The 25,148-nt window shown below is 55.1% G+C and carries 15 protein-coding genes and 3 pseudogenes; 9 read left to right on the plus strand and 9 right to left on the minus strand.

Annotated features, from left to right (window positions below):
• Positions 1-62: 62 nt before the first annotated feature.
• From L0U82_RS18165 to L0U82_RS18185, 5 genes are all read left to right on the plus strand, one after another.
• The gene (locus tag L0U82_RS18165) at positions 63-2,600 is read left to right on the plus strand and encodes a S8 family peptidase (protein ID WP_233832816.1); all 2,538 of its coding nucleotides are present in this window, start codon (positions 63-65) and stop codon (positions 2,598-2,600) included.
• 106 nt (positions 2,601-2,706) lie between these two features.
• The gene (locus L0U82_RS18170) at positions 2,707-4,074 is read left to right on the plus strand and encodes an ATP-binding protein (protein ID WP_233832818.1); all 1,368 of its coding nucleotides are present in this window, start codon (positions 2,707-2,709) and stop codon (positions 4,072-4,074) included.
• A 43-nt stretch (positions 4,075-4,117) separates the two neighbouring features.
• Positions 4,118-4,720 (plus strand): HNH endonuclease, encoded by a 603-nt coding sequence (locus L0U82_RS18175; protein ID WP_233832820.1) that lies wholly within the window; start codon positions 4,118-4,120, stop codon positions 4,718-4,720.
• Positions 4,721-4,763: 43 nt separating this feature from the next.
• The gene (locus L0U82_RS18180) at positions 4,764-6,488 is read left to right on the plus strand and encodes an ATP-dependent nuclease (RefSeq protein ID WP_233832822.1); all 1,725 of its coding nucleotides are present in this window, start codon (positions 4,764-4,766) and stop codon (positions 6,486-6,488) included.
• On the plus strand, positions 6,488-7,909 hold the full coding sequence (locus tag L0U82_RS18185) for a UvrD-helicase domain-containing protein (RefSeq protein WP_233832824.1): 1,422 nt from the start codon (positions 6,488-6,490) through the stop codon (positions 7,907-7,909). The genes L0U82_RS18180 and L0U82_RS18185 overlap by 1 nt, the downstream gene beginning before the upstream one ends.
• 40 nt (positions 7,910-7,949) lie before the next feature.
• On the opposite strand, the gene L0U82_RS18190 is transcribed toward L0U82_RS18185, so the two are convergent.
• From L0U82_RS18190 to L0U82_RS18215, 6 genes are all read right to left on the minus strand, one after another.
• Positions 7,950-9,578, minus strand: coding sequence for a hypothetical protein (locus L0U82_RS18190; RefSeq protein WP_233832826.1), 1,629 nt, complete (start codon positions 9,576-9,578; stop codon positions 7,950-7,952).
• A 177-nt stretch (positions 9,579-9,755) separates the two neighbouring features.
• Complete coding sequence (locus L0U82_RS18195) at positions 9,756-10,169, minus strand: hypothetical protein (protein ID WP_233832828.1); 414 nt, start codon at positions 10,167-10,169, stop codon at positions 9,756-9,758.
• Positions 10,170-10,494: 325 nt separating this feature from the next.
• The gene (locus L0U82_RS18200) at positions 10,495-11,871 is read right to left on the minus strand and encodes a hypothetical protein (RefSeq protein WP_233832830.1); all 1,377 of its coding nucleotides are present in this window, start codon (positions 11,869-11,871) and stop codon (positions 10,495-10,497) included.
• A 231-nt stretch (positions 11,872-12,102) separates the two neighbouring features.
• Positions 12,103-12,963, minus strand: a complete 861-nt coding sequence (locus tag L0U82_RS18205; protein WP_233832832.1) for a hypothetical protein — start codon at positions 12,961-12,963, stop codon at positions 12,103-12,105.
• Between the two features lie 91 nt (positions 12,964-13,054).
• Positions 13,055-14,503 (minus strand): hypothetical protein, encoded by a 1,449-nt coding sequence (locus L0U82_RS18210; RefSeq protein ID WP_233832834.1) that lies wholly within the window; start codon positions 14,501-14,503, stop codon positions 13,055-13,057.
• Positions 14,500-18,903 (minus strand): NACHT domain-containing protein, encoded by a 4,404-nt coding sequence (locus tag L0U82_RS18215; RefSeq protein ID WP_233832836.1) that lies wholly within the window; start codon positions 18,901-18,903, stop codon positions 14,500-14,502. The genes L0U82_RS18210 and L0U82_RS18215 overlap by 4 nt, the downstream gene beginning before the upstream one ends.
• A 250-nt stretch (positions 18,904-19,153) precedes the next feature.
• On the opposite strand from L0U82_RS18215, the gene L0U82_RS18220 reads away from it, so the two are divergent.
• The gene (locus L0U82_RS18220; RefSeq protein ID WP_233832838.1) at positions 19,154-19,921 is read left to right on the plus strand and encodes a hypothetical protein; all 768 of its coding nucleotides are present in this window, start codon (positions 19,154-19,156) and stop codon (positions 19,919-19,921) included.
• Between the two features lie 73 nt (positions 19,922-19,994).
• On the opposite strand, the pseudogene L0U82_RS18225 reads toward L0U82_RS18220, so the two are convergent.
• Positions 19,995-20,261: pseudogene (locus L0U82_RS18225) on the minus strand (SOS response-associated peptidase family protein); the annotation flags it as partial.
• A gap of 1,524 nt (positions 20,262-21,785) precedes the next feature.
• On the opposite strand from L0U82_RS18225, the gene imuA reads away from it, so the two are divergent.
• Positions 21,786-22,316 carry a translesion DNA synthesis-associated protein ImuA gene (gene imuA / locus L0U82_RS18230; RefSeq protein ID WP_233832840.1) on the plus strand — a complete coding sequence of 177 codons (531 nt, stop codon included), beginning with the start codon at positions 21,786-21,788 and terminating at the stop codon, positions 22,314-22,316.
• Positions 22,235-22,462: pseudogene (locus tag L0U82_RS18235) on the plus strand (HU family DNA-binding protein); the annotation flags it as partial. The gene imuA and the pseudogene L0U82_RS18235, both read left to right, overlap by 82 nt.
• Before the next feature lie 111 nt (positions 22,463-22,573).
• Here the strand turns inward: L0U82_RS18235 and L0U82_RS18240 are convergent.
• Positions 22,574-23,437, minus strand: coding sequence for an HNH endonuclease signature motif containing protein (locus L0U82_RS18240; protein ID WP_233832842.1), 864 nt, complete (start codon positions 23,435-23,437; stop codon positions 22,574-22,576).
• A gap of 303 nt (positions 23,438-23,740) precedes the next feature.
• Here L0U82_RS18240 and L0U82_RS18245 point away from each other — a divergent pair.
• Positions 23,741-23,878 (plus strand): annotated as a pseudogene (locus L0U82_RS18245) (PAAR domain-containing protein); the annotation flags it as partial.
• 710 nt (positions 23,879-24,588) lie between these two features.
• On the opposite strand, the gene L0U82_RS18250 reads toward L0U82_RS18245, so the two are convergent.
• Positions 24,589-25,107, minus strand: coding sequence for a hypothetical protein (locus tag L0U82_RS18250; RefSeq protein WP_233832844.1), 519 nt, complete (start codon positions 25,105-25,107; stop codon positions 24,589-24,591).
• Between the last annotated feature and the right edge of the window lie 41 nt (positions 25,108-25,148).

Raw genomic sequence — 25,148 nt, forward strand, 5'->3', positions numbered from 1 at the left:
TGAATCGGGAAATCTTGCGGTAGACTCTCAGGCGAATAAGACCAAATGAAGAACCTGAGAAAATGGCGGACGAACTTAAGGGTCACCTGTCCATTGAAGGATTCGTGACGTCGCTTGAATTTCGCTCGCCCTTGTCCGTTCAGCGCGAAAATGCGCCGCCGAGGGACCGGGGAGCGCACGGCCAACGCCTGTTGGCCCAGCTTCAAGAGATTGCCGGCAGCATCGTCGAGTTGGAGGAGACTCGTGAAGCCTTGGGATTACCCGAGCGACGCGGCATGTCTATCGCCGTCGAGTTCAGCCCGCGCGGCTCCTACGATTATCGAAAAGTCGAGTGGAAGTCTGATGGCATTGAACTCCTGACAGTCCTTGCTCACACAAACTCCGACGTCGCCGTATTGCACGTTCCAGATGGCAAGCTGTCTGCGTTCGTAAGACGGGTCAGCGAGTACCTCGAGAAAGACAATCGCAACGGCACCGCTCCCCAACACGCGGCTCTCGTAAATGCCATTGCCAACATTCGCCGCGCCGCCTTTACCGAATTGTGGACCGACGCAGCGGACCCGCCGGTAGATGACGAGCCTCATTGGCTGCAGATTTGGCTGCGACACACGGGTGGCGCACTCACCGACGTCGTGGCGGAATTTCGAGATGAGGCCGCGAAGGTCGGCATCAATGTCGAACCGGGTTTCGTCCGATTTCCCGGTCGGGTGGTCGTTGCAGCGAACGCGACGCGTGCTGCAATTGAACAGGGCGTTGCCCTGCTCGACCTTATCGCCGAAATCCGATTTGTCGAGCCAAACGCAGAGTTCTTTCTTAGTAACCTTACGCCGGCAGAACAGGCGGACTGGGTCACGAATCTTCTCGAACGAAGCGCTTTCACTGCCGACGACAGCGCGCCACACATTTGCATCCTCGACACGGGGGTGAACCATGGGCATCCGTTGTTGGCGCCAGCTCTCGATGAAGCGGACCTACACACCCACAATCCCGACTGGCAGAAACATGACCATGCAGGCCATGGCAGCGAGATGGCGGGCATTGCCCTTTATGGCGACCTGACCGCGGCCTTGCACACGGGAGATGAACTTGAAATCCCGCATCGCCTTGAATCCGTGAAGATTTTGCCGCCCGATGGGGAAACGCCGCCCCGCCTCTGGGGCTCCGTGACTGCGGAATCCGTAGCGCGGGTTGAGGTCGATGCTCCTGACAGGTCGCGGGTCTTCGCGATGATGACGACGTCGGTTGGCCATCTCCTCGGCGCTCCCTCTGAATGGTCTGCGACGGTTGACCAACTGGCGTTTGGTCGCTCGCCTATTGATGTAAGTGGGTCGGCCGAAGAGGAAGACGAGGACGCGCCACGTGTACCCAGGCTCTTCGTACTCTCTGCCGGCAATGTCCAGTGGACCGAGTGGGGCACGTATCCCGAAAGCAACGCATTGAGCCCTGTCCAGAATCCAGGGCAGGCCTGGAACGCGCTCACGGTAGGTGCTGCGACATCGCTGACGGATATCGATGCCAAAAAGCATGCAACGCTCAAGGCAATTGCCGAGGCGGGTTTGCTTTCGCCTGCCTCGACCACCTCGGTGTTGTGGAGCAACACGCCTTGGCCATTCAAGCCGGACGTAGTCGCTGAAGGCGGAAATGGGTCGCTCGACGGTGGCATCCATGTGACTGTAGGCCCGGAGTCACTTCGGCTGTTGACGACTTCGAACACCCCAGCGAAGAATCTTTTCGCAGACACAGGCGACACCAGCGCTGCGACGGCAGACGTTGCACGGATTTGCGCACACCTCCGTGCAAGGTATCCGCAATACTGGCCGGAGACGATTCGTGCTCTCGTCGCACATGGTGCCGAGCACACGAAAGGCATGCAGGCAACGCTTCCTGACGAACCTAAAAAACTCGACAAGGACAAGCTTCTCCGGACCTTCGGATACGGGCTGGTGAGCCCGGTCCAGTCCGAATATTCGACTGCACACAGGCCGACTCTCGTAGTTCAGCGGCAGTTCAATCCATATTACCGCAAGCCCGGCGGCTCGATTGTGTTGGGCGAGATGCAGTTGCACGACTTACCTTGGCCAGTAGAAGAGCTATTGCAACTAGGCGAGGCCCAAGTCGAGCTGCGCATCACGCTTTCCTACTTTGTCGAGCCGAACCCGAGTTCGCGCGGCTGGCTTAGCAAGTTCCGCTACCAGTCCTATGCGTTGCGCTTCGCTGTCAAAGGCGCGACTGAAGACGCGAACCAGTTCAAGGCCCGTATCAACAGGCTTGAACGGTCACAGACTGAAGATAGCGGTTTCGGCGACCCTGACGTTGCCCAGTGGAAGTACGGCGCACAGTTGCGCGCCCGCGGCTCGATGCACTCAGACGTCTGGGTTGGAACAGCGGCCCAGCTCGCCACGAAATCCCAGATTGCAGTGTTCCCGGTCGGCGGTTGGTGGAAAGACTGGAAGGAAGCACGCCAATGGGATAGCGAAGCTCGCTACGCGCTCGTGGTCTCGTTGAAGGTTGCCGATAACATCGAAACGGACATCTACACCCCTATCGCGACAATCATCGCGCCGGAGGCTGTTATCGATATTGATACACAAGGTGCCTAAGACCTATTCAGGCCAAGCCCGATACAAGAGGACCCGGGATAAGTGCTCATCGCAACAGATGAGCACAAAGACGTGCACACCCTCATATTTGCAATAACAACCACACATGCTCTTAACCTATACATCCCAAGCCGGGCGATACGAGTTTGTAAGAGAGGGACAATATTCGGACTCCACAGCGAACACGTTTACAATCATCGTCGGCAAAAACGGAACCGGCAAGAGTCGATTGCTGAGAGCGGTCGTGCTGGCCCTGTTCGGAGGAGAAATCCGCGAAGAAATCTTAGACCCGCGCGATAGAGCTGAACTCCGACAGCTCGCTTTCGAGCTTGATACGAAGCAAAACCCGACACAGGTAATATGTGTTGCCACAAGCCCATTTGACAGATTTCCTCTTCTTCGCCGTAGCCAGAATATACCTGGTTACACATACCTTGGTATGCGTGGTCTGTCGAGCGCCAACCAAAGCCTCGCCTATTTGTCGAAAATTGCAAACACGCTTGTCGACTCTGTCCTTAGCGACGAAAGGCAGGCCGGCGCGATTGCCGGGGTATTGAATTACCTCGGATATGAGCCGTCAATTCGCATGTCGTGGCAGCCCTTATCGCATCGATTGATAGATGACCTTACCCAAGCCGACGACCCTCATCACGCCGCCCGTGAGCTGATTCGCCGCGGTCCTCCCATGATTCCCAATGAAATGGCCTCCAACTATCAACGTATAATTGATACGCCACCTCATAAGCTCCGACACGCGTTGGAATTAGCGCGCCATCTTCGAATCGAGAAGTTTTCGCGCTTCGTTGAGCTACGTCTTAGCCAAGACGGATTTGCCACTGACGGCTATTACGGAATTAGTCTCGAAGAAATTTTCTTACTCGTTAGTACAGGGTTGCTTCGGCTACGCCAAGTAGAACTCTGTAAGTCAGGCAGCGACGAAGGGTTCCTTATTAGTCACGCGAGTTCTGGCGAACAAGCCGTGGTTCTCAGCCTACTGGGCATTGGAAGTCAAATTCGAGACGGTAGTCTTATTTGCATTGACGAACCCGAAGTGTGCCTGCATCCAGAGTGGCAAGAAAAGTACATCCAGCTTCTCTATTCGACTTTCCAACATTTCACGGGCTGTCACTTCGTCATTGCGACGCACTCGCCACAAATCGTTGCACATTTGCCGGAAGGCAACTGCCACATCATGTCCATGGAGACTGGGCTGGCAACCGACGCGTCGTCTTATTCTCGCAAGTCCATAGACTATCAGCTAGCTGAAGTATTCGGAGCCCCCGGTGTTCGCAACGAATACCTGAGCCGGATTGCCTTAAACCTGTTTGCGTCAGTATCCAAAGTTCGCCGGTTTGATGCTGAAGCGCTCAAAACTTTGCAATCGCTCGAGAAGGTTGTCGAACTCCTGCAGAAAGACGACCCAGTGTATGACCTCATCATGGCGCTACGGGAGATGCGTAAGAACTATGCCTGACATCGCGAATCCCGTCGCATATACCGATGACTTGGATAGGTTGGTGCAGTCCAAGCAGAATGACGCGACGTTCACACATCAGCAATGGGGGCACGACGACCTCGCGCCGCTTCGCTCACACGTCCGCACGCACTATCGAAACGAACAGAGGGCTATCTGCTCATTCTGCCGTGGACCGCTCGGCCTGCAGGCTGCGGAAAACTGCCAAGTGGAGCACATTGTCCCGAAGTCTATCCGTCCAGAGTTCATGTTTGAGCCGAAGAACCTGTGTGTGATATGCGCCGACTGCAACACCATCAAGCGCGACCAAGAAGTAACAGCCACCATCCCCAATACTGTGGCTCCCCGACGTGGACAACAACGATATCCACGCACGTCGAACGCCTTCCTGATTGTGCACCCGCATTTCGACATTTACAGCGAGCACGTTCTGATTCATCACGGTTTCTACGTCGACCGGTCGCCCAAGGGGAATTTCACTATCGGAGCGTGCAAGTTGAATCGTCGACTTCACGAGTTCGGGTGGGATGAAAATATTGTCGACAGACCGACGCTCATGGAGGCGGCGCAGCAATATGTCAATTCAGAGCCTGGGGTCGACCGGCTTGCTGCCCTGCAGCGGCTGCGAGAGGAGGTTCTGCCATGACTGACACCGTCATAGTGCACACCTCCTACTCACCGGAGGCATAGTGGTCCGCATTCGCAAAATTGAAATCAAACACTTCAGGTCTATCTGCTCGCTTGACTGGACTCCTGTCGACGGCATTAACTGCCTTATTGGTCCCGGAGATAGTGGAAAATCAACCATCCTCGATGCAATTGACCTGTGCCTTGGAGCGCGACGCAACCTCAGTCTCGCCGATACGGACTTCTTTCAGTTGGACGTCACGCAAGACATCATCATCCAAGTTACGGTGGGGGCGCTACCCGACTTCTTGAAAAATATTGAAGTCTACGGAGAGTATCTACGCTGCTTCGACGCCAATACGGGCGCTGTTGAGGACGAACCGCGCAAGAATACGGAGATTGTGCTGACGGTCCGCCTGACGGTGAAGGCGGACCTTGAGCCAGTGTGGTCCCTTTATTCCGAGCGGACAGCCTCTGACGACCCACCCCGAATGTTGACTTGGAGAGAACGTACCAACCTAGCACCTTCGCGGCTAGGGCAACATCCGAACTCAAATCTGTCATGGACCAGAGGCTCCGTCCTGAACCGCCTGTCCGACGAGCGTGCGAGCATAGGCTCCGAGCTTGTAAGAGCTGCGCGAGAAGCGCGAACGGGCTTCGGAGCCAAGGCCGCGCCCCAGTTGGAGAATACACTCAAAGCCGTCACCGATACAGCCACCGCGTTGGGTGTCCCTGTCGGAAAATCTGCCACGGCTCTCCTCGATGCCCACTCAGTGTCGTTCGGCGATGGAGCGATTTCGCTACACAGCGAGGCAGGTATTCCGCTCCGAAATCTTGGCACTGGGTCTTCGCGGTTACTGATTGCGGGACTAAATCGCAGGGCCGCAGAGTCAGCAAGCATCGTTCTCGTTGATGAGATTGAGTATGGACTTGAGCCCCACCGACTAACTAGGCTCCTCAATTCGCTCGGTTCCAAGGAGCAGCCGTCGCCTCTACAAGCTTTCATCACAACCCATTCGCCCGTGGTGCTTCGGGAATTGGCGGGAACCCAACTCTTCGTGCTGCGCGAAACGGCGGGTGTACATCGTGCGCTACCGGTGGGCAATGACGACGATGTCCAAGGTGCAATCCGTCTTTATCCAGAAGCGTTTCTCGCCAGAACGGTTATCGTTTGCGAAGGCGCGAGCGAGATTGGCCTGATTCGAGGTATGGATGAATTCTGGGTGAAAAGTGGCTTCCCGTCTTTGCAGGCAGATGGAGTGTCCTACGTCGACACTGGTGGTGGCGACGCCGACCGCTGTTTTCATAAGGCTAAGGCTTTCCTCAAGCTTGGATATCGCGTTGCTGCAGTTCAAGACAACGACAAGACACCTACGGCTGCGCTCGTCAACGAATTCAAAGCATCCGGGGGCTACCATGTGGCCTGGAGAGATGGCAGAGCACTCGAAGATGAGCTTTTTGTGAGTCTCCCCGACTCCGCCGTCACACAACTCATCGAGCGAGCGTTGGAGCTGACCGAAGACGGCAAGGTGGATGAAAACATCAAGACCAAGTCGGACGGAAAAGTGAATCTCGGACAGATTCAGTTCGAGGGCTTGGTAAGCTCATATTCGCCTGCTACACGAGTTGTTCTCGGAGCAGCCTCTCGCAGCCGAAAAGCCGGGTGGTTTAAATCGATATCCAAAATGGAAGGTGTAGCCCGGGACATACTCGGACCCCATTTCGACGCGACGGATTCAGGTTTCACTGGCCTAATCGTCGACCTGTTTGACTGGGCAGCCTCGTGATGCCTGAACCGGACCTGCTGACCCTCACGCGCGGAAGCATCACCGCGCCGGCCGGTTGCGGCAAGACCCAGCTGATAGCCGACAGCTTGCGGCGCCATTCTGACAGCAAGCCAATCCTGATTCTCACCCATACGAACGCCGGCAAGAGAGCTCTCGAGGATAGGCTCGTTAAAGCGAAGACCGCACGGGATGCGTACCGCGTCGCGACTATCGATAGCTGGGCCATCCGGCTCATATCCAAGTTTCCGGCACGTAGCGGCCACGACCGTTCGATTGAGATGCTGAACAACCCGAACACGGACTATGCGGCCATTCGCGTGGCAGCGTGGACGCTTCTGGCATCAGATGCAATCAGCGATGCTCTGAAAGCGACCTACAGTCGGGTATTCGTTGACGAGTACCAAGACTGCACCCTGCCGCAGCATCACATCGTCAGTTGGCTCGCGCACGTTTTGCCAACGTGCGTTTTGGGAGACCCTCTTCAGGCAATTTTCAACTTTCGCGAGGCTACGGTCGACTGGGCGACGGACGTGCTGCGAATGTTTCCAGAGAGCAGAGAGCTTTCGACGCCTTGGCGATGGCGGAACGCCGGGGCAGAGCAGCTTGGAAACTGGCTACTCGACGCCCGCCGTGCGCTACTCGCTAGTCGACCAATAGACCTTCGCGGTGCCCCTGCTGAAGTCACATGGATGGCGCTGCCGGACGCGCCCGATGGCGCTCACCGAGTTCGTCTTCTGGCAGCACAAACAAAGGCGCCCGTACCTAACGGTTCCGTGCTCGTTATTGGTGACAGCACCAGTCCGAGCGGTCAGCGACTCGTTGCTTCGCAAACACCTGGCGCCACGACCGTAGAGGCGGTCGACCTGCGAGACTTGACGGCATTCGGACAAAACTTTGACCCTCAAAAAACAAACGCGTTGGAGACCTTCGTCGGCTTCGCTTCCGAATTGATGACCGGGCTTGGAGCCGCTCAACTGCTGCGACGCATTCAATCCCTCAAAAGCGGAACCGCCCGCAATGATGCGACCGCCGTTGAAGCGGCAGCAGTCGCATTTTCGTGCGCTCCCTCATTCGGTACGGCCGCGGCAGCGCTTCGAACATTCGAGGAGGGTGCGGGCGTACGAGTATTTCGACCCGAGGCATTGCGTGTTTGCCTTACTGCCTTCGACATCGCAGCAAAAGAGGGATGTTCCCTACCCCTAGCGGTTGCTCGCGCCCGCGAACAAAACAGGCACTACGGCCGTCCACAGATTCGGAGGGCCGTTGGCAGTACGTTGCTTCTTAAAGGACTTGAAGCAGATACGGCTATCGTGCTCAACCCTTCGGACATGAACGCGCGACACCTTTATGTAGCGCTCACTCGCGGAGCCAGGAGTCTGGTTATCTGCTCTCGGACACCCGTTCTTATCCCCACTCCTTGAGCGTTTGACTCCGGAAACAAAAATCAGTATTCGCATCCGCTTACATCGACAGCCCGTGCGAAGGGCCATCCCGGGATATGCCCAGGATTTTTGCCCAACGCTCGCCCTCTAATTCCATTGATTTGGTCAACGCGCGAGCGTTCTCGCCGATTGCCTGAAAAATCATGTAGGGAGGCAGCTCGGTTGAGACCAGGCCTGATTCCTCGCTCAGCCATTTAAACGCAGCCTTTACGCCATCAAACGATGCTGTCGCTCGGCCGCACAACGCTCCGGTTAGCAATGTCGGGAAGGATTCGCCCCACTCGCGCCAGTCAACGTCACAGCCAGCCGCCGTCCATTTGGTCGCGGATGTCTCATCGGCCCAACCATATCCTCGATTTATCGCCGCTTTAGACTTCGGAACTGCCACCGCGGGAATCGCAGCGAGACCGCAGTTGCGCACGGAAAGTAGCGCGTGCATACAGAAACTGCCGATGTCTGGTTGATGCAATTTTTCCAGGCACTGAAACTGCCGCACCCCGTCCTGCCAAACATCAATCTTATCCGTCTTCCGGTCGTCCCTCTTGAATTGGATAAAGGCAAGGCGCACGCGGACAGAATCACCAAACTTCGTGCAGAGCGCTAGCATGATGTCCGCGCCAGTCCTTGTCTCGGCCTTCTTATTGAGAAATGTCCCACGCACCGCGTGTACAAATCCATTGGGCAATCCGAGTGCAACGCACAAACTCGGACCCCAAGCCCGAATCTGTTGCTCCCACGCATTACACCAATCAATGGCGAACGCGTCCTCAGCATAACCGGCGCCGTACGCCTTCGCGTGGTAGTCGGTCGTTGCCTTGACTGCAGTCCAGAAGGTAATCCAGGCGTCTGGCCGGACGAAGCTTCTGGGCGTCACCGCTGCTCTGAACGCGACCTGCAAGCGGTCTTGCGGGTCAGTAGCGGGTGGCTTCACCGCGGGTTTAAGTTGTCTCGTAATACCTTCTGCCGTTGCGAGTGCGTACGCGGTGCTATCTGAGCCACTCAACTCGCTCGCACAGTTTGCCACTAGAAATTCACTGTGAATTTCTAGTGCTTTTTTTGAGATGCCTGCTTGGGCGACTCGTGTCGGCAACTCCCTGCGTGCAAACTCTTGCAGTTCTCCGAGTTGCTGCGTCACATGAATGAGGTCAAGTTGCATGGCGCCGGTAGGGAGGAGCGGCTCTTGGTATTCAATTCCAAGTGCATTGTTCCCGTGCTGCAAAATTGCCCCTGTATAGACCTGTTCCATGTCGCTCAGCTTGTTTTCGAGCTTTTTGATTTCGAGAAGACAGTTCGAGCTGACGTCGGATTGCTCTATCGTTTTGACAGCGCTTGGGCGATTGACTAGCTCGTATGCCTTGAATTCTGTTTCTTCCACCTCAATCTGCTTCGAGCGCTTACTCACTACATCCCGTTGCCGTTCCAAGGCTCGCGCATACTCTTTTCGCAGCCACAGACGGCTCCACAAAGTTTTTGCTTCAATCGACTTTACCAGACGAATGGCCTCTTTGAACTCTTGCAAGGTAGCTTCTTTCGAAGCGCTCAATTGAGGGTTGACCAGCCAGAACCCTTCCTCGAGAACGTCATCAACTGTGCCGTTGACAATCTGCTTTTCCAATTCAATCTTTAACTTATTGAGCGTTGTTGACAAACTTTCTACGTTTGGTAGGAGCATTTCAATTATTCGCTTTTTTTGCTGATGCGCTCATAGGCTGACCTCATCTCTCGCAGTCCTTTAGCAGGGGTGAGACTGAAGGGGCACAGTCCAATTATGTCGGCTTGTGACGGAGGCCTTTTTCGCTGTCACGGTCTATGATTTACTCTTCACTCAGGCCGGGTCAAAGAACGCCGCGACGTCCACGTACGACAACACGTCGATGAAAGCCGCGCCTAGTTTGAGTAGCGCGCCGCGATGCCGGTCGCTCAGCCACGCGCTCCGGCCTTCGTCGTGCAGCACTGCTCGCATATCCCGCATGTCCGAAGGCGATGCGAACAATCGAGTCAGGCAAGTTTCAGGGTCGACGCGGCCAGCCTCCACCGCTGCTGCCAGACTATCCATCACCCACGTGAGCGTAGGCGCGCCCGGCATTGCCAGCAAATCCCCAACCCTGATTGGCGCCAGCGCCGCCTTCTCCGCGTTCCAGCCGCCGAGCTCGATGCACGCAGACGCTTTCCGGGCACCCTCTTCAGTGTCGAAAATCAATGCAGAAACTTGAGGGATGTAGGCATTCACTGTCGGCATTTTTTGGTCTCAATGCTCGATTGTCAGGTCGCCAACTCAAGGACGGCCTATCCGGTTACCCGCCATTCATTTCGAGCAGGTCATCGACGAGCTTCATGTCCAAGGTTTGGATATTCGGCGCCTTCATACGTTACATATGGTCGCTGCGCGTTCGGTAATCATGCCGGTGTTTTTCGCCCCCCAATGCAAGCTGCCGTTCTTCTCGAGTCGAATCGTGGCAATCGAAGAAATTATGCCCGAACGCAAGCAGGGCATCGCAGTGTATCCCCTTTGCCGGCGATAGTGCCAGATGTGGTCGCCTGCGGGCATCGTCGCTGCCCGCTTTTCAGGATGCTGTCGCCATCTGATTCGGTCTCGCTCTCTCCATCAACTTCTCGTAGAACGGAGCGTAGACATCAAAAAGGTGAGCCGGCAGTTCTGGGCTCCGGTACGGTGCCTCGTTCAGTAGGTCGGACAGCAGCAAGAGACGCTTTTCCGGGATGCTTCGACGTCGCGTGTAGTCTTTAAAGAACATCGCGAATCCGCACCTTTTCAGCCGGACAGCCTCGATAAGCCGGTCGACATGGTCGATGCTTAGAATGTAGACCGGGTTTCCCGATGCGAAATGGTCTGCATTTGCCGTGAATAACTGGTCCGTCTCAGCCGCAAAAAGGTCACCGTAGGTGATGACGACCTTGTGTACGCTCGCGTTGGGGTAGGTCTTCTGTACAAAATCCTCGACGTTCCTCAGTTGTTCATCGGCCTTCTTCACGGTTGCACTGAGCTTCGATGCGTAATCACGTGCTGTTCCTGCCGCAGGTAATGTGTGAGTCAAGGCCTTGTTCTTGACCTCGAGCAACACGACATCAGCCCCATCTAAAACTGCGAAATCGCAGCACTTGCCGTCGACCGAAAAACGGGTCCGAACTTGCCCTTCGTTCAGAATCTCAAGGCCAGTCAGACTGAGGCTACGCCCGACATACTCTTCGAACAGTTTTTCGAAGCTCTGTCGAATCACGGGGCTCTCGCTGCGGCCGACGATGTCGCTCAACGCGTATCCGAGGTTGCGGTCGAGGCAGCAGCGCCCCCAGAAATACCAAGTGTTGTTGTCCAGACGTGTGAAGGGTGACCGATACAGAAGATTCGGCTGGAACCACTCATCCGAACTGACCTCGCCGTAGTGCTCCGCAGTCACCGGTCGGGGGACGAGCATCGTTTGATAAAATTTTTCGACGGGTGCTCGCCCAAAAATTCCGTGTAAGGCTACTCTGTATCTCGGAGCCATGACGGTCGAAATATCTTCGAGTGAGTGTTTGCGAAAGAGGGTGGCAAGGCCGAGAAAGTCCATGGGCGGCATGCCCAAGCTCTCTTCGAAAAGACGGTAGAGATGGGAGCGCGGTTGCAGTTTATTGATGAGGTCAATCTGGCGCGCGAAGGGTCCTAGCTCCTGCTCTCGTTGATGCGGAATTTGCGGGAGAACCCACGACCTGAGCGCGAGGTGAAATGAGCGGCCCGGCCCGAATCCAGTGAAGGCAAGGTCAGCGAGCTTCCACGCCAAGTCAATACAGTACCTCAACTCTTGCCGTGTGATTGCCACGGAACTGTACATCCGTGGTTCATCGCGCAATACCCATACCGCGACGCGCTCGGCGAGCCATGGAGCATGTGGTTTCCCATCATCTGCCCTCGACTCCGCCCCGATGAACTGGGACAGTTGGTCCAAGACGCTAGCATAGGAAAACTTCCGGAGTCGGTTGCGGATTGGCCGAATTGCGTTGGCGTACGTCATGTGTTCCGTCGCTTTTCGCTTGTAGTACGGCCGTCGAAGTATCCAATGCGCTACGACTGAACTGTTCATGACCTGCACCGTCGGCTTTAAACAAGTGTCGACTACGAACGTCTTCAGGGAGCCGGTGTCATTCAACACCATTGCCTCGCCAAAATTGGCCTCTCTTCAATACTCGCTGGTGAGCGACGGGGAAACCTTGAACCGCGGCAGATATGGTCCATGACGCACATGGTTCATTAGGCTCCAGTATGCAGACCGAGCGAACGAATGATTGCAATCCTCTGGGTATTTATAGTGATACCGGTGGTCCTCCCCAGGCTCCTGTGTGTACGATTGCAAGAACTCGTCAGCTAAATAGTCGTTGACTCCCCAAAGCAACTCGTTCAGCAGTTCGGCTATATAGCTTGAGTGATATGTGAAGATGTTAGTGTGGAACCATTCGTAGAAGCCTGGTAACGCTTTAAATCCATCTTCTGCACTAATCTCAACACCGCTTCTCTTAAGTGTCTGAACAATTTTCTCTACGTTCGACTGAAGGCGCGAGAAGTTGTGCTTGGCAATATCCCCACAAATCTTGATGTAGCGAATCCTTTCTATGCGAACGTCCACTTGAACATCTATATCGCCGAACCAAACATCAGGGACGATGCAGTCAGCTTCAAGCCACGCCGAGAGCGAGTCAAGCGGCTTCTGTATGCGGTCGCTATTCCTCGCAAGCTTTGGCGCTGCGCATATTTGTCGCAAGTAAAACAAGAACGTGTAGTCGGTGGGACGACCAGCCTTGGGCGGTTTCTTCAAATTAAGGAAGCTGTCGTTTGCGCCGCGTTCGTTAGGCTGAGATAGAAAATCACCCAGTAAGATATTGAACAACCTCTTGTCATTGGGGTTGTCAAACATCAAAAGAACGTCGTCTGTTCGCTTGAGCTTGTTGAAAAATGCATAATTAACCATGCCTCCAAGCATTTCCCAAGCCGCCAGAAGGACGATGGCCTCGTGTTCAACTTCGTTGAATTTTTCTGAACGCATATTTAGTGTTATCTGTCGGTAACATCAAGTCCGCGTCGTTCGCTACACGTCCTCGATGATGCCGTTTCGCTTGATGTTCACCATAGGGCCCTTACGGAGCGTAAAGTATGCCGCAGCTGCTTTGCTCGGATGCAAACCTTTCGTAAGAGGCGGCGCGGCAATTTCGAGTAACCCACCAGAGGTAGAAGTCGCGATGGGCATCTTGCCCGGACGAGAAAGCTCTTAAGGCTGGTTCAGCAACGAGCGCGGTTCCGCACAGTCCGCTCATATCGACTGGGTGGACCGGGTTCCATCCGGCATTCCAATAGCCTAGTGTTGCGATTGGTCCTTTCGCGCAAGAGATGCTAAGAGAGCCGGCGTTCGGCAGAATGGTGATAGGGCCTTCAACATCCGTGAGGACCGGATAGTGGAGCCGCGAAGGGTACAGGTCGCGCTGAAGGTATCCGAGGCGACTGAATCTATACGTCGACGCGAGCGGCGCAGCATTGAACTCTTTGTCTAGTGTGTCCTTGCGTGTCAAAACAGGTAGGGATGTGACGCTCTGCAAACCGACCGTCTCGCAGCTTCCATATCCTCCTTCTAGTTGGATTCGGGAGAAACGCTCGACGAGACCTCGGGCATCTATCAAATTCTCATCGAAGTGCCGCCAACGAACAACGGACAGCTCTATCACGCCAAGCGGGTCAACGTGTATGGGAGTCGACAAGGATAGCAGAACACGACCTTGTGCCAGTGACTGCAGCGAGCTGGCCAAGCTTTGAATATACGCGTCTATGGAAGCGTTATCTTGGGCAATATTTTCACTGAATGCCGGAAGCCACGACGGCCGAGACGGTCGCATGAACGCGAGCGTCGGGTCAAGAGGGAGCGCATCCAGCGCAAGGTGGTTGACTATGCCGGCGCGCAAGCGCCAAAACTTATGTGCGACAGCAAATGTCCGTTGGTAGGCGGAAGCCACGCGAAGGAAATTTCGATTGGCGAAAGCCCCCGTAGTGTCGTCCCCAACGGGACGGACAAAGTGTCCCAAGTCGCCCTGGTAAGGGGCATGTGGAAAGCCACCAGCAGACGACATCCATTCGTAGTTGCACTGCCGAACAAGCGGTAGTCTTAAATGTTGCTCTAGTTGCTGAAGACGGGTCAAAAAGAATCGTGGTACATCCGCGCCTTGCATTTCGTCGAATTTAGTTGACTCTTGAAAGTCCGATGGAGCGACTCGCAGCGGAGGGTTCCAAGAATCATCCGACGGAAGGTCGCAATCATTAAGTACGAGTGCGGCCAGCGTAGAGGGACGTTCGAGCATTGCCTTCAGTTCTGCCGGCAGGACAAAACCTCTGTTCTTTGCCATCCAGAAAATGAACAGGATTTCGACTGCTTCAGCCTCGACGTTGCATGCTTTCAACTCTTGAAGCAGAACGTTTGTAACCTCTTCATGCGTCTCTGAAATCAGCAGCAGGGCAGCAAGCTCTTGCATTGCCCACCAGCGAGTTGATGCGACCGGCCATCGAAAGCGCGAGATAAGCATTGCAAGGTCGGAATTCAAGCGCTAGCTCCTGTCATCAACTGCTCGGCCCACGCAGGTCGCTCGAGTCGCAAAGTCCTCGTATCCTCCTGGACGCTACGAACCATTGTCTCCGCGAAGGCCACTGCTTCTGCGGTGCGGCCTAGTTGCCCCAAGAAAAACACCATGATGTCGGACGGAATAATCCGGTCGGATTTTGGTCCGAAAACGCCGAAAGCAGACTTGAGAAAAAATTCATCGCCACGGCGCCGATACTTTGTTGCCACAACGCAAAGGCGGCTTTCGGTCGCTTTCCTGCTCTCAAAATACATAGGCCCCATCCATCCGCCGTTCATACGCTGAGCTTGTACGATATAGGGGAAGGCCGCTTTTGCTCCCTCGAGCTTCAGCTTCGTTGTGAACGCATCGTCGAGGAGCACAGCGAGGTCTCTGTCGCGGCAGTCAGATGACAGCAACAAAGGCTCTAGGTTTTGGATAAGGTCTGAGCCTTGACCCTGAGCTTCCCAATGGGCGTACCATTGCTTCAAGACTTCACGACGAACACCATAGAGTTCTGCAAGGTCAGTCATAAGTCTGCTCAGCTCAGCGACGGCATATGTCCCTACGTCGCCTTTGAAAGGAGCAAACTCAGTTGGTGTGCCGCCTGATTCTGGTTTTGCAATCGCGCCGACGTCTCGGCCGACATGTTCGTTAGCCAAGTCACGCAGTTGCGTTGCGTTCTGGTTCTCCGACCCGGCAGTCTCCTGTGAGGCATCTTCGGCTTCTATTTGCAGGCCAGTTCTAGCGACCGCAGCAAGTGTGCGAGATATAGTCTCTGCAGTCGTCAGGTAGGTTCTAAGGCTCTTTTCAGCCTCATCCCATTGTCCTAGCTCGACGTGTTGCCTATGCTTTCCAGCAAGTGCTTCTCGATTCAACTGTGCGAGAAGTTCGTTAGCCTCAGCAATGACATGCCTCGTTCCCTTTCCGTCCGTATAAACGGAGACGCTCTGAACCTGAGGCGAGATTTCGTAGAGCAGTCGGCGTGCGTCATCGGGAGCAATAGGCACAAGATAACTTATGGCATCCATCACATCAGGAAGGGCGGGGTCCTTTCGTTGGCCGTACCCCAGCACTAGCTCCCAAGTAACTCGGCAGAGTTCTCCGGCAAGCTTTGCGAGGCCATGCCGAAGTGACAGCTCACAGAGTTCTAGGAACACGCGCATCCTGGCCCCAGTTTCTTCTTCGACCTTGGCATTGCGCTCGTCTCGCTGTCGAAGAACAAATAGTTCAGCAGCATCGTCAGTGAGCACTTTGGCGAAATCCGAAGCATAGAGCGCGCGAAAATGGTCCGCATCAAACCATGACAACCGCAATGCTTCCTCTACCTCATCAACGGTAACCAGTGGATTGCCGGATACCTGCGAATCTACTATCTTGATGTCGACCGCAAGCGCATTCAGGGCACGCCGGAAACTCGCAGCTCCGTCCCCTCGCTGGTAGTTGTTGTAATCCGGTACGGGAATAGACTCAAACGACTTATGGACACAGAGAAATGAGACCGATTCGCCAGATAGCCAGCATTTGGCTACGTCTGATGCAACGTTTGTGAGGATGTCAAGGTAATCAGATACATTCTCACGGTCCTTGAAAATCGGTGTCTTGATAAAGCTAAAATCTCCACTGGCAACTGTCATGTGCAGGTGTACGGCGCCAAAGAACCAAAAGCGCGCGAGCTGTGTTAACGCTTCCTGTTTATAGTCATAGTGCGCATGCGACCAATCAGCCCCAGAGCCGCCGGCGAAGACCAGGATGTCTAGTCCATTCATCGCGCCTATGCACGCGGCCAACAGGCCGCAAGACAGGTCTTGAAAATTGCTCCACGAGACAAGCTCGGCATCAACTAAAGTCGCGGCTCGAACTGCGGCATCGCATACCATGGCTTTCTGCTCACCCTCCGGAAGGAGGCTTGCTATCTCGACAAGTCCGCGGACATTGTCAGTATCGACATACGCCTCGACGACTTTTTCTCCGATTTCAAGGGAGTTCGACATGACAATTTCGGCGGCAGCTTCAGGCGTACTCCCGGCAACCCCCATGCCAACGAAGGTTCTCACGAGGTACTGTCTTTCCGCCCCTAACTCGTAACTCCAACGTTGGCTTACGAAACGGCTTTCGCCTCTGAATCGATGTAGGGCTTCCGTGGCACTCTTTCGTGCAGTACTGTGGTCACCCCGCGTCGAAAGAGCGCGACTCAGTGCTGCAAGGTCAAGGGTAGTTGTTTCATGTCGCGACGCGACGGCTTCCTCGATAACACTGACGTCTCGCGCAAGCGTCCATGTACAAGCTTTAAGGCGCACAGCGTCGGTTCCAGCCAGCTGGAAGGACAGGCCGTTTAGCGACCTCGTTTTCAGATGGCGGAGGCGATAGGCATCGGCGTAACGGGCACGGCAAACAGCGTGTTCCTCTGCGTCTGCCATGAGACTCTCGAACAGCTCAGTGGGGTAGCCTTCGCATAGTCGGTCGATAATCCAGTCCCTCTGCAGACCTTCGATGAGGTCCTCTGGGTGGCCTTGTTTTGCCTTCACAGACCACAACCAGTTAACCCGTAGGGCATTCGGCGCGTCATCGCCAAGCCAGCGCTCAACGAATGGCGCCAACGCTTTGACTCTAAGCTCATAGCCATCGGTCTGCTTGATAAACACGACCAAGCTTTCGTGAAATGGCTTGAGCCCCGCTGTCGAGCTGTAGAGCAGATGCATGACAGCGGAGACTTCGGGTAGTGGCGCCCCCGCATTGCGCGCTATCTCAGTAAAACCATGCGCCGGCCAGAAGAACGGGAATTCGCAGACGAGCCTTAACACGTCCTTTTGGCTAGCCGAAAGTAAATTCCAGAGTGAACCATAGTATGTTTTTACATCCCTAGTCATATCTCCCAGGAGCTGCTCAACACTCCATTTCGATAGTGGATGGTCTGAGCGAATCAGTTCTTCAGTCGCATATATGACGTGCAGTGGATGACCATTCGTACGCGCACGTACCCCAGCCGCAGCCGCCTGGATTTCCTCTTCAAAGTTTGGGTGCTTTGGTTCTATCTTTAATCGACCTTGGTTCACCTGTTTCCGGATGTATTGAAGCACGGCGTCTGCTGACATTACCGGGAGTTCTTTCCAAGTGCTCCGAGGTGCGTCGGTAAGCAGGCGGGTCGGCAACTGTGCGTCTTCGACTGGTTGCGTTCCTACTACAACGACCAAATTCTCGAATGCCGGCAGCACTTGATTGAAAATCTCGTCTAGCGGACGCTTGTCTTGGCCTTGGTTGCGCCAGACATGGTCAAGACCATCCAGAATGAGAACAAAGGGCTTTTTGTGCTTGTTGTAATGAGCTGCACATGCGGCGAGAGCGGCCCCCAAAGTTTGGTCAGGTACGCGAACGTCCGGATGAAAATTCTTGATTTGAGCGAGTAGAGATTCTTCGACGGCAAAACTCGTATGGCGGTCGAGCGACCGGTCCGTTGACGAGAGGTAGTAGTGGTGCCGCACCAAGGGTATGCCCTTCTTTTGCAACAGCTCGCATACCTTGCTAAGAAAGGTGCTTTTCCCGCGCCCCGGCGGTCCCGTCAGCACAATCGGTTCAGTCGGAACCGCTTCAATGGCGTTGATGAATGATAGAAAAAACGCCGTGTCAGGTACGCGGTATCCGATTGGGATAGCAAAATTTTCGGGGAGCGGTTCGGGAGCCTCGAAAAGCAGGGTCTCGCGAAGCAGTTTGAGCGTAATCCAGCCGTCGGGGGAAGGTTGATTTTTCTGAATCGACCAGTGGATGGCTCGATTCTTGAGCGTCTCAACACCCTGAGGGGTTGAGTGGCGTCTGAGCCTAGCCGTGACGTGACTCTCGACACTTGCGAAACTCTTGTTGCTGTGACGAACTTCCAGCGCATCAAAAAGCTCTTTTGCATTGGATGAACCGCCCAGCTCCTCAATCACTTGATGCTGGATTTCCGCAGGCGCTTTCGTATAATCAATGCGGTTGCCTCCGGCGAGACATGCTTCGAGGCTGGAATCGGGTATCCGGTTTGTTAGCAGGCGAACATGCCCAACGCGGTTGCTCTCGATTTGCTTAAGCGCATCGAACCACTTCCTCAGGTTTGACCGAGATTTCCCTCCTTTCTTTCCTGGCCGTTCTAGCAACCACTCCCAATCCAACAAATGCTTTTCTTCTGCCGGGGTGAACTTGACCTGCCACAAGTCGACCTTCCCGTCAGGGCGCTCCGCAACAAGGTCATCGAGACCTTGAGGAGCAATCTCGTCTGCATCGCACTCGAAGCGAACTCGCGTATAGCGCGTGGGGGCATCGAGCCAGTCGCAAAGTAGATTGACGCCCTGCATCGTTTGATAAACGTATCCTGCAGCGGGAATAGCAGTGTTTTTAACGTGGGCAGCCATGGTCGACGAACGTTTGGTAAAGCTTGATTGTTAGCATCAAACTATCATGACGGTTTGCGGCATCATTGCGAAAATGCGTATAGCAATCTCGTCGATGAGAGGTTTATGGGAGACTGCCGCAGGACATAACGACCGGCAGATGATGGTTGGGAGGGCGGCCGAGGTGACTACGGTGGCTCTTCACCTTACTTTGTCGGTATGCGATTTGAATCGGTAGTTCAACATCATAGATGGCAAGCAAGAAAAAATCATGGACATAGTATCAGTTGCGATTGCTTCCGCAGCAGGAAGAATGCTGGTCGATAAAGCCAAGGATATTGGTATTGACCTGTTAATTGATAAGTTCAAGGCGCAAGTTGTAAGTCGCTGGAGCAAACATCGAGCAGAGGTATTCTTGGCTCAGCTTCTCGACGAGGTTAGAAAGCAGGGCGACGAGAAGTTTGAGTCTGCAAATCTAAACGACCTGCTTGAAAAGTTAGCCGATGGCGATGCCGAGACGTCGCTGCTCTTTGATGCCTATCGGCGAGTTGCTTTGTGCGCAAGCAAGGACATCGGTCCGATGGTCATTGGCGTGCTTACGGCTGTCATACTGCGACGAGACTCCAGGGCGACCGATGACGAGGAACAGATGTTCATGGCTGCTGAGACCTTGAATGACCGAGACTTCGTCGAGTTCATTGAATGGTTCGAACGCGCGCATGCAAAGACGCACAAGCCGACGCATCCGACGCTGCAATTACCCACGTTTCCTGGAGTTGTAGCTGTTGAGCATGTTACTGCGAAAGCAACTAGGAACACATTCACAAATGCCGACGTACCGGTAAATCTTTTTTCTGACGTCGGGCCCTTTGCGCCGAAGCTCACTAACCTAGGAATCTTTGTCCAGTTTTCAAGGCCTGCTGATACTTCGAAAGGGACAGCCAACACGAAGCGATATGTCGCAGCGACCCATGTGGCGACTCGGCTGTACGCGGTCGCCAAACGTGTTGCTTCAGCCACCACACCACTTTCGAAATGACTATTTGAGCAGTACTGCAGAGCTGAATTCGAAAAAAATCGCTCGTACGGCACGAAATGCTCAAGCCTTTCTCTCAAGCGGCAAGCCGGTGTTCGTAGTACGGCCGGTCCTTATCATCGAGGATGGCGTACATCGCGTCCAGGCTTGATGCTTCCGGCTTCAGCCACGCTTCGATGTTCTCGGGCTTGATGGGGATGATGCAGCGGTCATGGCCGGCCGCCTCAATCTCGCGCGGCGGCTCGTCGGTGATGGCTGCGAACGACAACAGGTCTGGCTCACCCGGCTTGGTCCATCGCGACCACAAGCAGGCGATGTGCATCAGCTGCCCATTGCTGGGGCGACCCGAACCATCCGAACTGCCGAGCAAACACGAAGACATGCCGTCCGGCCCCGGCCCCGACAACAACCCGCCGAGAGGCAAGTGAGCCGCCTGCTCAAGTATGTCGCTGCCTGAGCATGGACGCGGCCTTCGCCATTTCGGTGATGGCCGCGCCTTCGTTCCGTAGATAGGTTAGACAAGTCACGTACCGGTCGGCCACCCATGATTAAAGCTCTCGTGGCCAAACGGGTAGCGGGGGGAATGCCCACATTCCATCTCCCGCGCATAGCTCCCGACCGTTTCACCAAGCCAGCCTAATAGGGGGACGAATTTTGCCGCGTCGTACTGGTGACGCAACGCATCTTCGGTCTTGTTGAAACCATGTGCTTCGAGCAACGCCTGAAACGTCGTTAAGTCTGGGAAGTGAGTTCCAGCGCTCCATCAATGCAGCGTACTGAGCTCGCTTGCAGTCGCACCGTTTGCGCCCCGTAGGAGTGCTGTTGCCGACAGTGCGCCGACCCGATGTCTGAGTTCGTCATGGAGAAGGCTTGTAGGATTGCGCCCGGCGGCATTTGCGGATGGTAGAAGGCAAGAGAACAATGAGTCGCTTTCGATTTTGTTCTTCGTGAGCTGGATGTCCCATGCTGCGAGGTATCGTCGGCGGGATTGGTGAGACTCGTCACTCAGTCGACTTCTCGGGCAACTGCCGAACTGCGGCAACGCCGATATGCCATGATGATTCACCATGGCTCAGTGAACGCAAGCCTTATTCGAAGAGGGAGATATAAAACAAAAGAGGCCCTATCCATAGGGCCTCTTTTGTTGTCAGGCGGGTGCGGATGCCTGTTCCGCGGTTACATGATGGTGCGCAAGGAGGGTAAAACAAACTTCCATGCTCAAGTGGACTACACCTTCAAGTAATTTAGCTGAATCGCGCAGGTTCATAGGGGTTGCTCCCAAAAAGTGAATGGATGAAAACACGTTAGATACGGCATGCACTACCAACTCGACCGGAAAAATCAATGCTGCATACTGCAGCGTCACGGCCAAGAACAGCAAAGTAATGAAACGTGCGCAACCATCACTGAACCGCGGATTGGACTCGAACCCAGCTGCCCGAAAGTCTTCTCTACCGCAGAGCCGACTATTCTACAGACATTATAGTATTTGTCAAACGAATTTTTACACGTAATCGAAAAATTGTGGTAGCGGCCTCCAGCCGCGCGCTGCTCAATGCCGGGGGCGCGTTCGAGCGCCCCCCCCGGCTTCGCTCTTCAGCAATTGACTGCATCGGCTGCTTCCTGCCTACTGTTTGGCCATTCTTGCTCGCGAATAACATCGTCTCGCCAGTTTTTCCGCGCGCGACCGCCTCCTGAGTTGCCGTATCCACGAACGCATGATTTAAGTTGGCCACGAACCCAGCTATCTCCGGCATGAGTCCTTGCGCACCGGCATGTCCATCGGCGTCTCCTGTAGCAGCCCCAAAGGGGTACTTCACAAACTGGATTTTTAAGATGCTGTACATTCATACAGTATTTTTGTAGCATGGCCGCCTTGCCTCAACACGTCGAGTCGATTCACCCAGCGCTCTGGCGCGGGGCGCAACTCGCACGTGCCCCTGGCAGGCCGGTGGATACAGGCTACGCAGCCCTTTCGGCCGAACTGCTCGGCGGTGGCTGGCCGCTGGACGCACTGGTAGAACTGCTGGTCCAACAACTAGGGGTAGGCGAGATGCGACTCCTGAAGCCGGCGCTCGCCAAACTGAGCGCGCGGCCGATTGCGCTGCTTCCGCCACCGCACGTGCTCAATTCGCTGGCGTTCTCCTATCTCGGCCTGCCAGTGGACCGGCTCATGAGATTGCGGGCACCGAAGACGGCGGACGCACTCTGGTGCGCGGAGCGCATGCTTCAGGCGAAGAGTTGCGGCGCCCTCATCCTGTGGCAGCAGCATATCCGGACCGAGGCGCTGCGGCGATTGCACCTTGCGGCTCAGGCATCCTCGCAGCTTTGGAAGATACTATCCTCCGCGCTGTCCACAAGAAGGGTGCTGGTGAGTTCACGCTCTCTGGGTTACTGAAGATTGCCGTGCAGCAAGTGCCGGCCAAGAAAAAGCGCCTCGGCAAGGCCCCGTTCACGGGTGAGGAGCGCTGGTTTGACGCCAAGCCGGCGAGCGTACGCCTGAAAGCGCGCCCGCTGAAGAAGCTGAAGGACGCAGCAGCATAACCGCCGCGTTGCTGGATTAAAAGCCCGCTTTTCGAGCGGGTTTTTTCAACGTCATAGCGCTCGCATGGGGCAGACACGTGGCCGTACTAGACAACCACCGTCCTATGAACCCTAAGTTTCAATCCTGTTTTCTTCCAAGCGCTTGTCGCCAGTGTCGCCTTGCGCGATTTGATGAGATTTTTCATCAAGACCTTCGAAGAACTCTTCGTCGTGAGGATACTTCTTCGCAAGCACGCCCCAAATCATGCTGTCACGAAGGTCATGACGGTCTTCTCCGTAATGTGCCTGCCGATGGTCATCTGCGCAAATAGCGATTACATTCCGTTCGTCGTCTGCTCCGCCGCAATTCAGCGGGATGACATGGTGCGCCTCCAGGTAATACGCGCCGCTCGCCGTCACAAAGCCCTTCTTTCCGCATAGCTCACAGTTCCCATCTGCAGCTCGCAGCTTCGCCGCGCGGACCACGGCCGAATCACGCTCGTAAATGGCAGTGGCGGTGGCCGGAGCAACTGACTTCTTGGTGGGAACGGCAGGTGCAACGGACAATCTAGCTCTGCGCAGCTCTTCATACTCTTGGTCTTCGGCATAAGGGTCGAAGTCGACGGGCTGTGGCTTGCCGCGGATAACGACAATCCGTCGGTCTTCATTTCGGTGATGCGGGTACCAGAGGACAGGGTCCAACTCGCGCTGATGTGCCTCGCTCGTCTCCCGCAGCCCTTTCCTACGTCGTACTCCATCAAGAATCGCCACACGAATCGGCTGCTTTCGGTAGTAAGCCTCTACCATCAACGCCGATACCGCATCCGCGCGATTCAATTGAACCGGAGTAGCAGTCGCGATATTTTCTTGCGCCCAGTCCGAGGCGCTGTCGATGAATGAAATCTCATCGCCATCCTCATTCATACCGTCGTGCCAGATGTTGACCAGATAGGGACCACCTTCGCCTTTGAAGCACCAATCATACTGCGTCGTCATGGGGACACCGACCTTCTCTGCGATGTCGCGGACCAGTTGCTTCGTAACGGGCTTCAGGTCTACCAAAGTTGTCATATTTTTATTTACAAGTGAGGGCGCCCACTCGCCTGAATATGATTGCCGGCGCGCTGAGTGTTACTGGCTCACGGAGGTGGTACGCACAGCTGTCGGCCCCGTCTTCCGGAACATTTCGTCCATCGAGTCTTGCACTACGCCGTCGGTATTCGGGAATTGATGTAGCACGGAGTTCTTCCAGTGCTCAGACGCAATCAGCCCGGCAGACGGAGCCTTATAGAAGCGGATGTGATTGTAGCGGATGACCCACGGAACATGACCGTGATGGGCAAGCAGGTCGCGCTCGAAAACGACCTATGCCAACGCAAATGTAACAGGTTGCCGAAATTGGTGCCGTCGCAAACACTTGGTTCAATATCCGCATGACGGTATACCCTCTGACCGCTACAGAAGTCGCCGAAGTTTGATGCCAATCGGCGTATTCCGAGTCTCCGTCCGCGAGTAACGTACTCGTGAACTTCGAGAAGAGCAAACGTAAGACCGATGTAGATTTTCGAATCGTTCTGTCTTGCGTAACTCACTGCCGTCGTCGAGGCGTACGGTGAAACCGTCTTCGCTAAGCGCTACTTCGATTGCATTGTCGGGTACAGTTTTTCATCGCGAAAACCCTCAAATGCCATCATCGGTCACCAGTCAAGAAGGACTCGCAGCCTTGCCATCACCAGTCCACTTCGATAACGCTCACCCATTCCCTGGATTCAACAGCTCGCCGTATTCGCCGCAGCGTCTCATCGTGCGAATGCGCAAGGAATTTGGCTGCATCTTCCCGGGTTTTGGGAACAAGTTGATGCGCCAAGTCTTCGCAAATGGTCCATCACTCCGCCCGCTCTTCTGCAGTCAGACCGGAGACAAACTTGCCGTCAATCATCCTGACAGCAAGTTTTGGGTGGGTGCCGGAAAGCGACGTCGGTGTCACGTCTCGAGGGAAATCGTCAGGTACAGGAGTGCTCATTTGAAAATTCCGATGACTCGCGTGGCAATGTCAATAGAAGATTGGTGTTTGCCGGAACGGAGGGTCTTTGATTCGAGCGCAGTACGACGGACTGACGCGGGTCCCAAGCATGCAGCGACGAGCATCAATCGAGCACCTCATCCTTAAAGGTTCGGGCTCGAGCTATCACTCCCTTTATATCGCCAACCGCCAGCAACTCGAGCGGGCTCTTGTCGCCAAGACTTCCACGCCGCGCGACAAAGAAGTCCCATTTCAGCCACCCCGACATCTCGCCCAACGCCTGTGACACAGTCTCAAGCGCATGTCGGTCCATGTCGGTGTTCGCAAGGAACGCCGGGTAGTAAAGCTCGCCATCAACTTCGACAGTGAAGAAGCGCTTTTGGTCGAGCGCCGTCTGGACGTCTGCCGGTGTTATCGACAGAGCCACTTGGAATGCATTGGCATCCAGCAGGCTCCCGTCCTCAGCTAAGCGTCGGCGATGCTCCTGAACTTCGGCGCGGACGTCGTCCGAAATGTCTACGGTCGAGAAGTGCTCGGCAGGTGGTGGCCGCAGGCGAACGAAGTAGCGTGTCGTCTGCTGCCATCGAAACCGTACCAGTCCTTGGCCGAACGCTCGGCGCTTCAGGCGTGTCCTGACCTTCATTGTGTACACCCGTCGGAGCATGGATTCGCTCTATCGGCGTC

Source organism: Paraburkholderia sp. ZP32-5, from assembly GCF_021390495.1.
GTDB lineage: Bacteria > Pseudomonadota > Gammaproteobacteria > Burkholderiales > Burkholderiaceae > Paraburkholderia.

Excerpts from the sequence above, each read along its gene's own strand:
- L0U82_RS18185 (WP_233832824.1), top strand. The coding sequence starts at position 6,488 with ATGCCTGAACCGGACCTGCTGACCCTCACGCGCGGAAGCATCACCGCG.
- L0U82_RS18215 (WP_233832836.1), bottom strand. The coding sequence starts at position 18,903 with ATGGCTGCCCACGTTAAAAACACTGCTATTCCCGCTGCAGGATACGTT.
- L0U82_RS18250 (WP_233832844.1), bottom strand. The coding sequence starts at position 25,107 with ATGAAGGTCAGGACACGCCTGAAGCGCCGAGCGTTCGGCCAAGGACTG.
- L0U82_RS18220 (WP_233832838.1), top strand. The coding sequence starts at position 19,154 with ATGGACATAGTATCAGTTGCGATTGCTTCCGCAGCAGGAAGAATGCTG.
- L0U82_RS18165 (WP_233832816.1), top strand. The coding sequence starts at position 63 with ATGGCGGACGAACTTAAGGGTCACCTGTCCATTGAAGGATTCGTGACG.
- L0U82_RS18195 (WP_233832828.1), bottom strand. The coding sequence starts at position 10,169 with ATGCCGACAGTGAATGCCTACATCCCTCAAGTTTCTGCATTGATTTTC.
- imuA (WP_233832840.1), top strand. The coding sequence starts at position 21,786 with ATGGCCGCCTTGCCTCAACACGTCGAGTCGATTCACCCAGCGCTCTGG.
- L0U82_RS18170 (WP_233832818.1), top strand. The coding sequence starts at position 2,707 with ATGCTCTTAACCTATACATCCCAAGCCGGGCGATACGAGTTTGTAAGA.
- L0U82_RS18240 (WP_233832842.1), bottom strand. The coding sequence starts at position 23,437 with ATGACGACGCAGTATGATTGGTGCTTCAAAGGCGAAGGTGGTCCCTAT.
- L0U82_RS18205 (WP_233832832.1), bottom strand. The coding sequence starts at position 12,963 with ATGCGTTCAGAAAAATTCAACGAAGTTGAACACGAGGCCATCGTCCTT.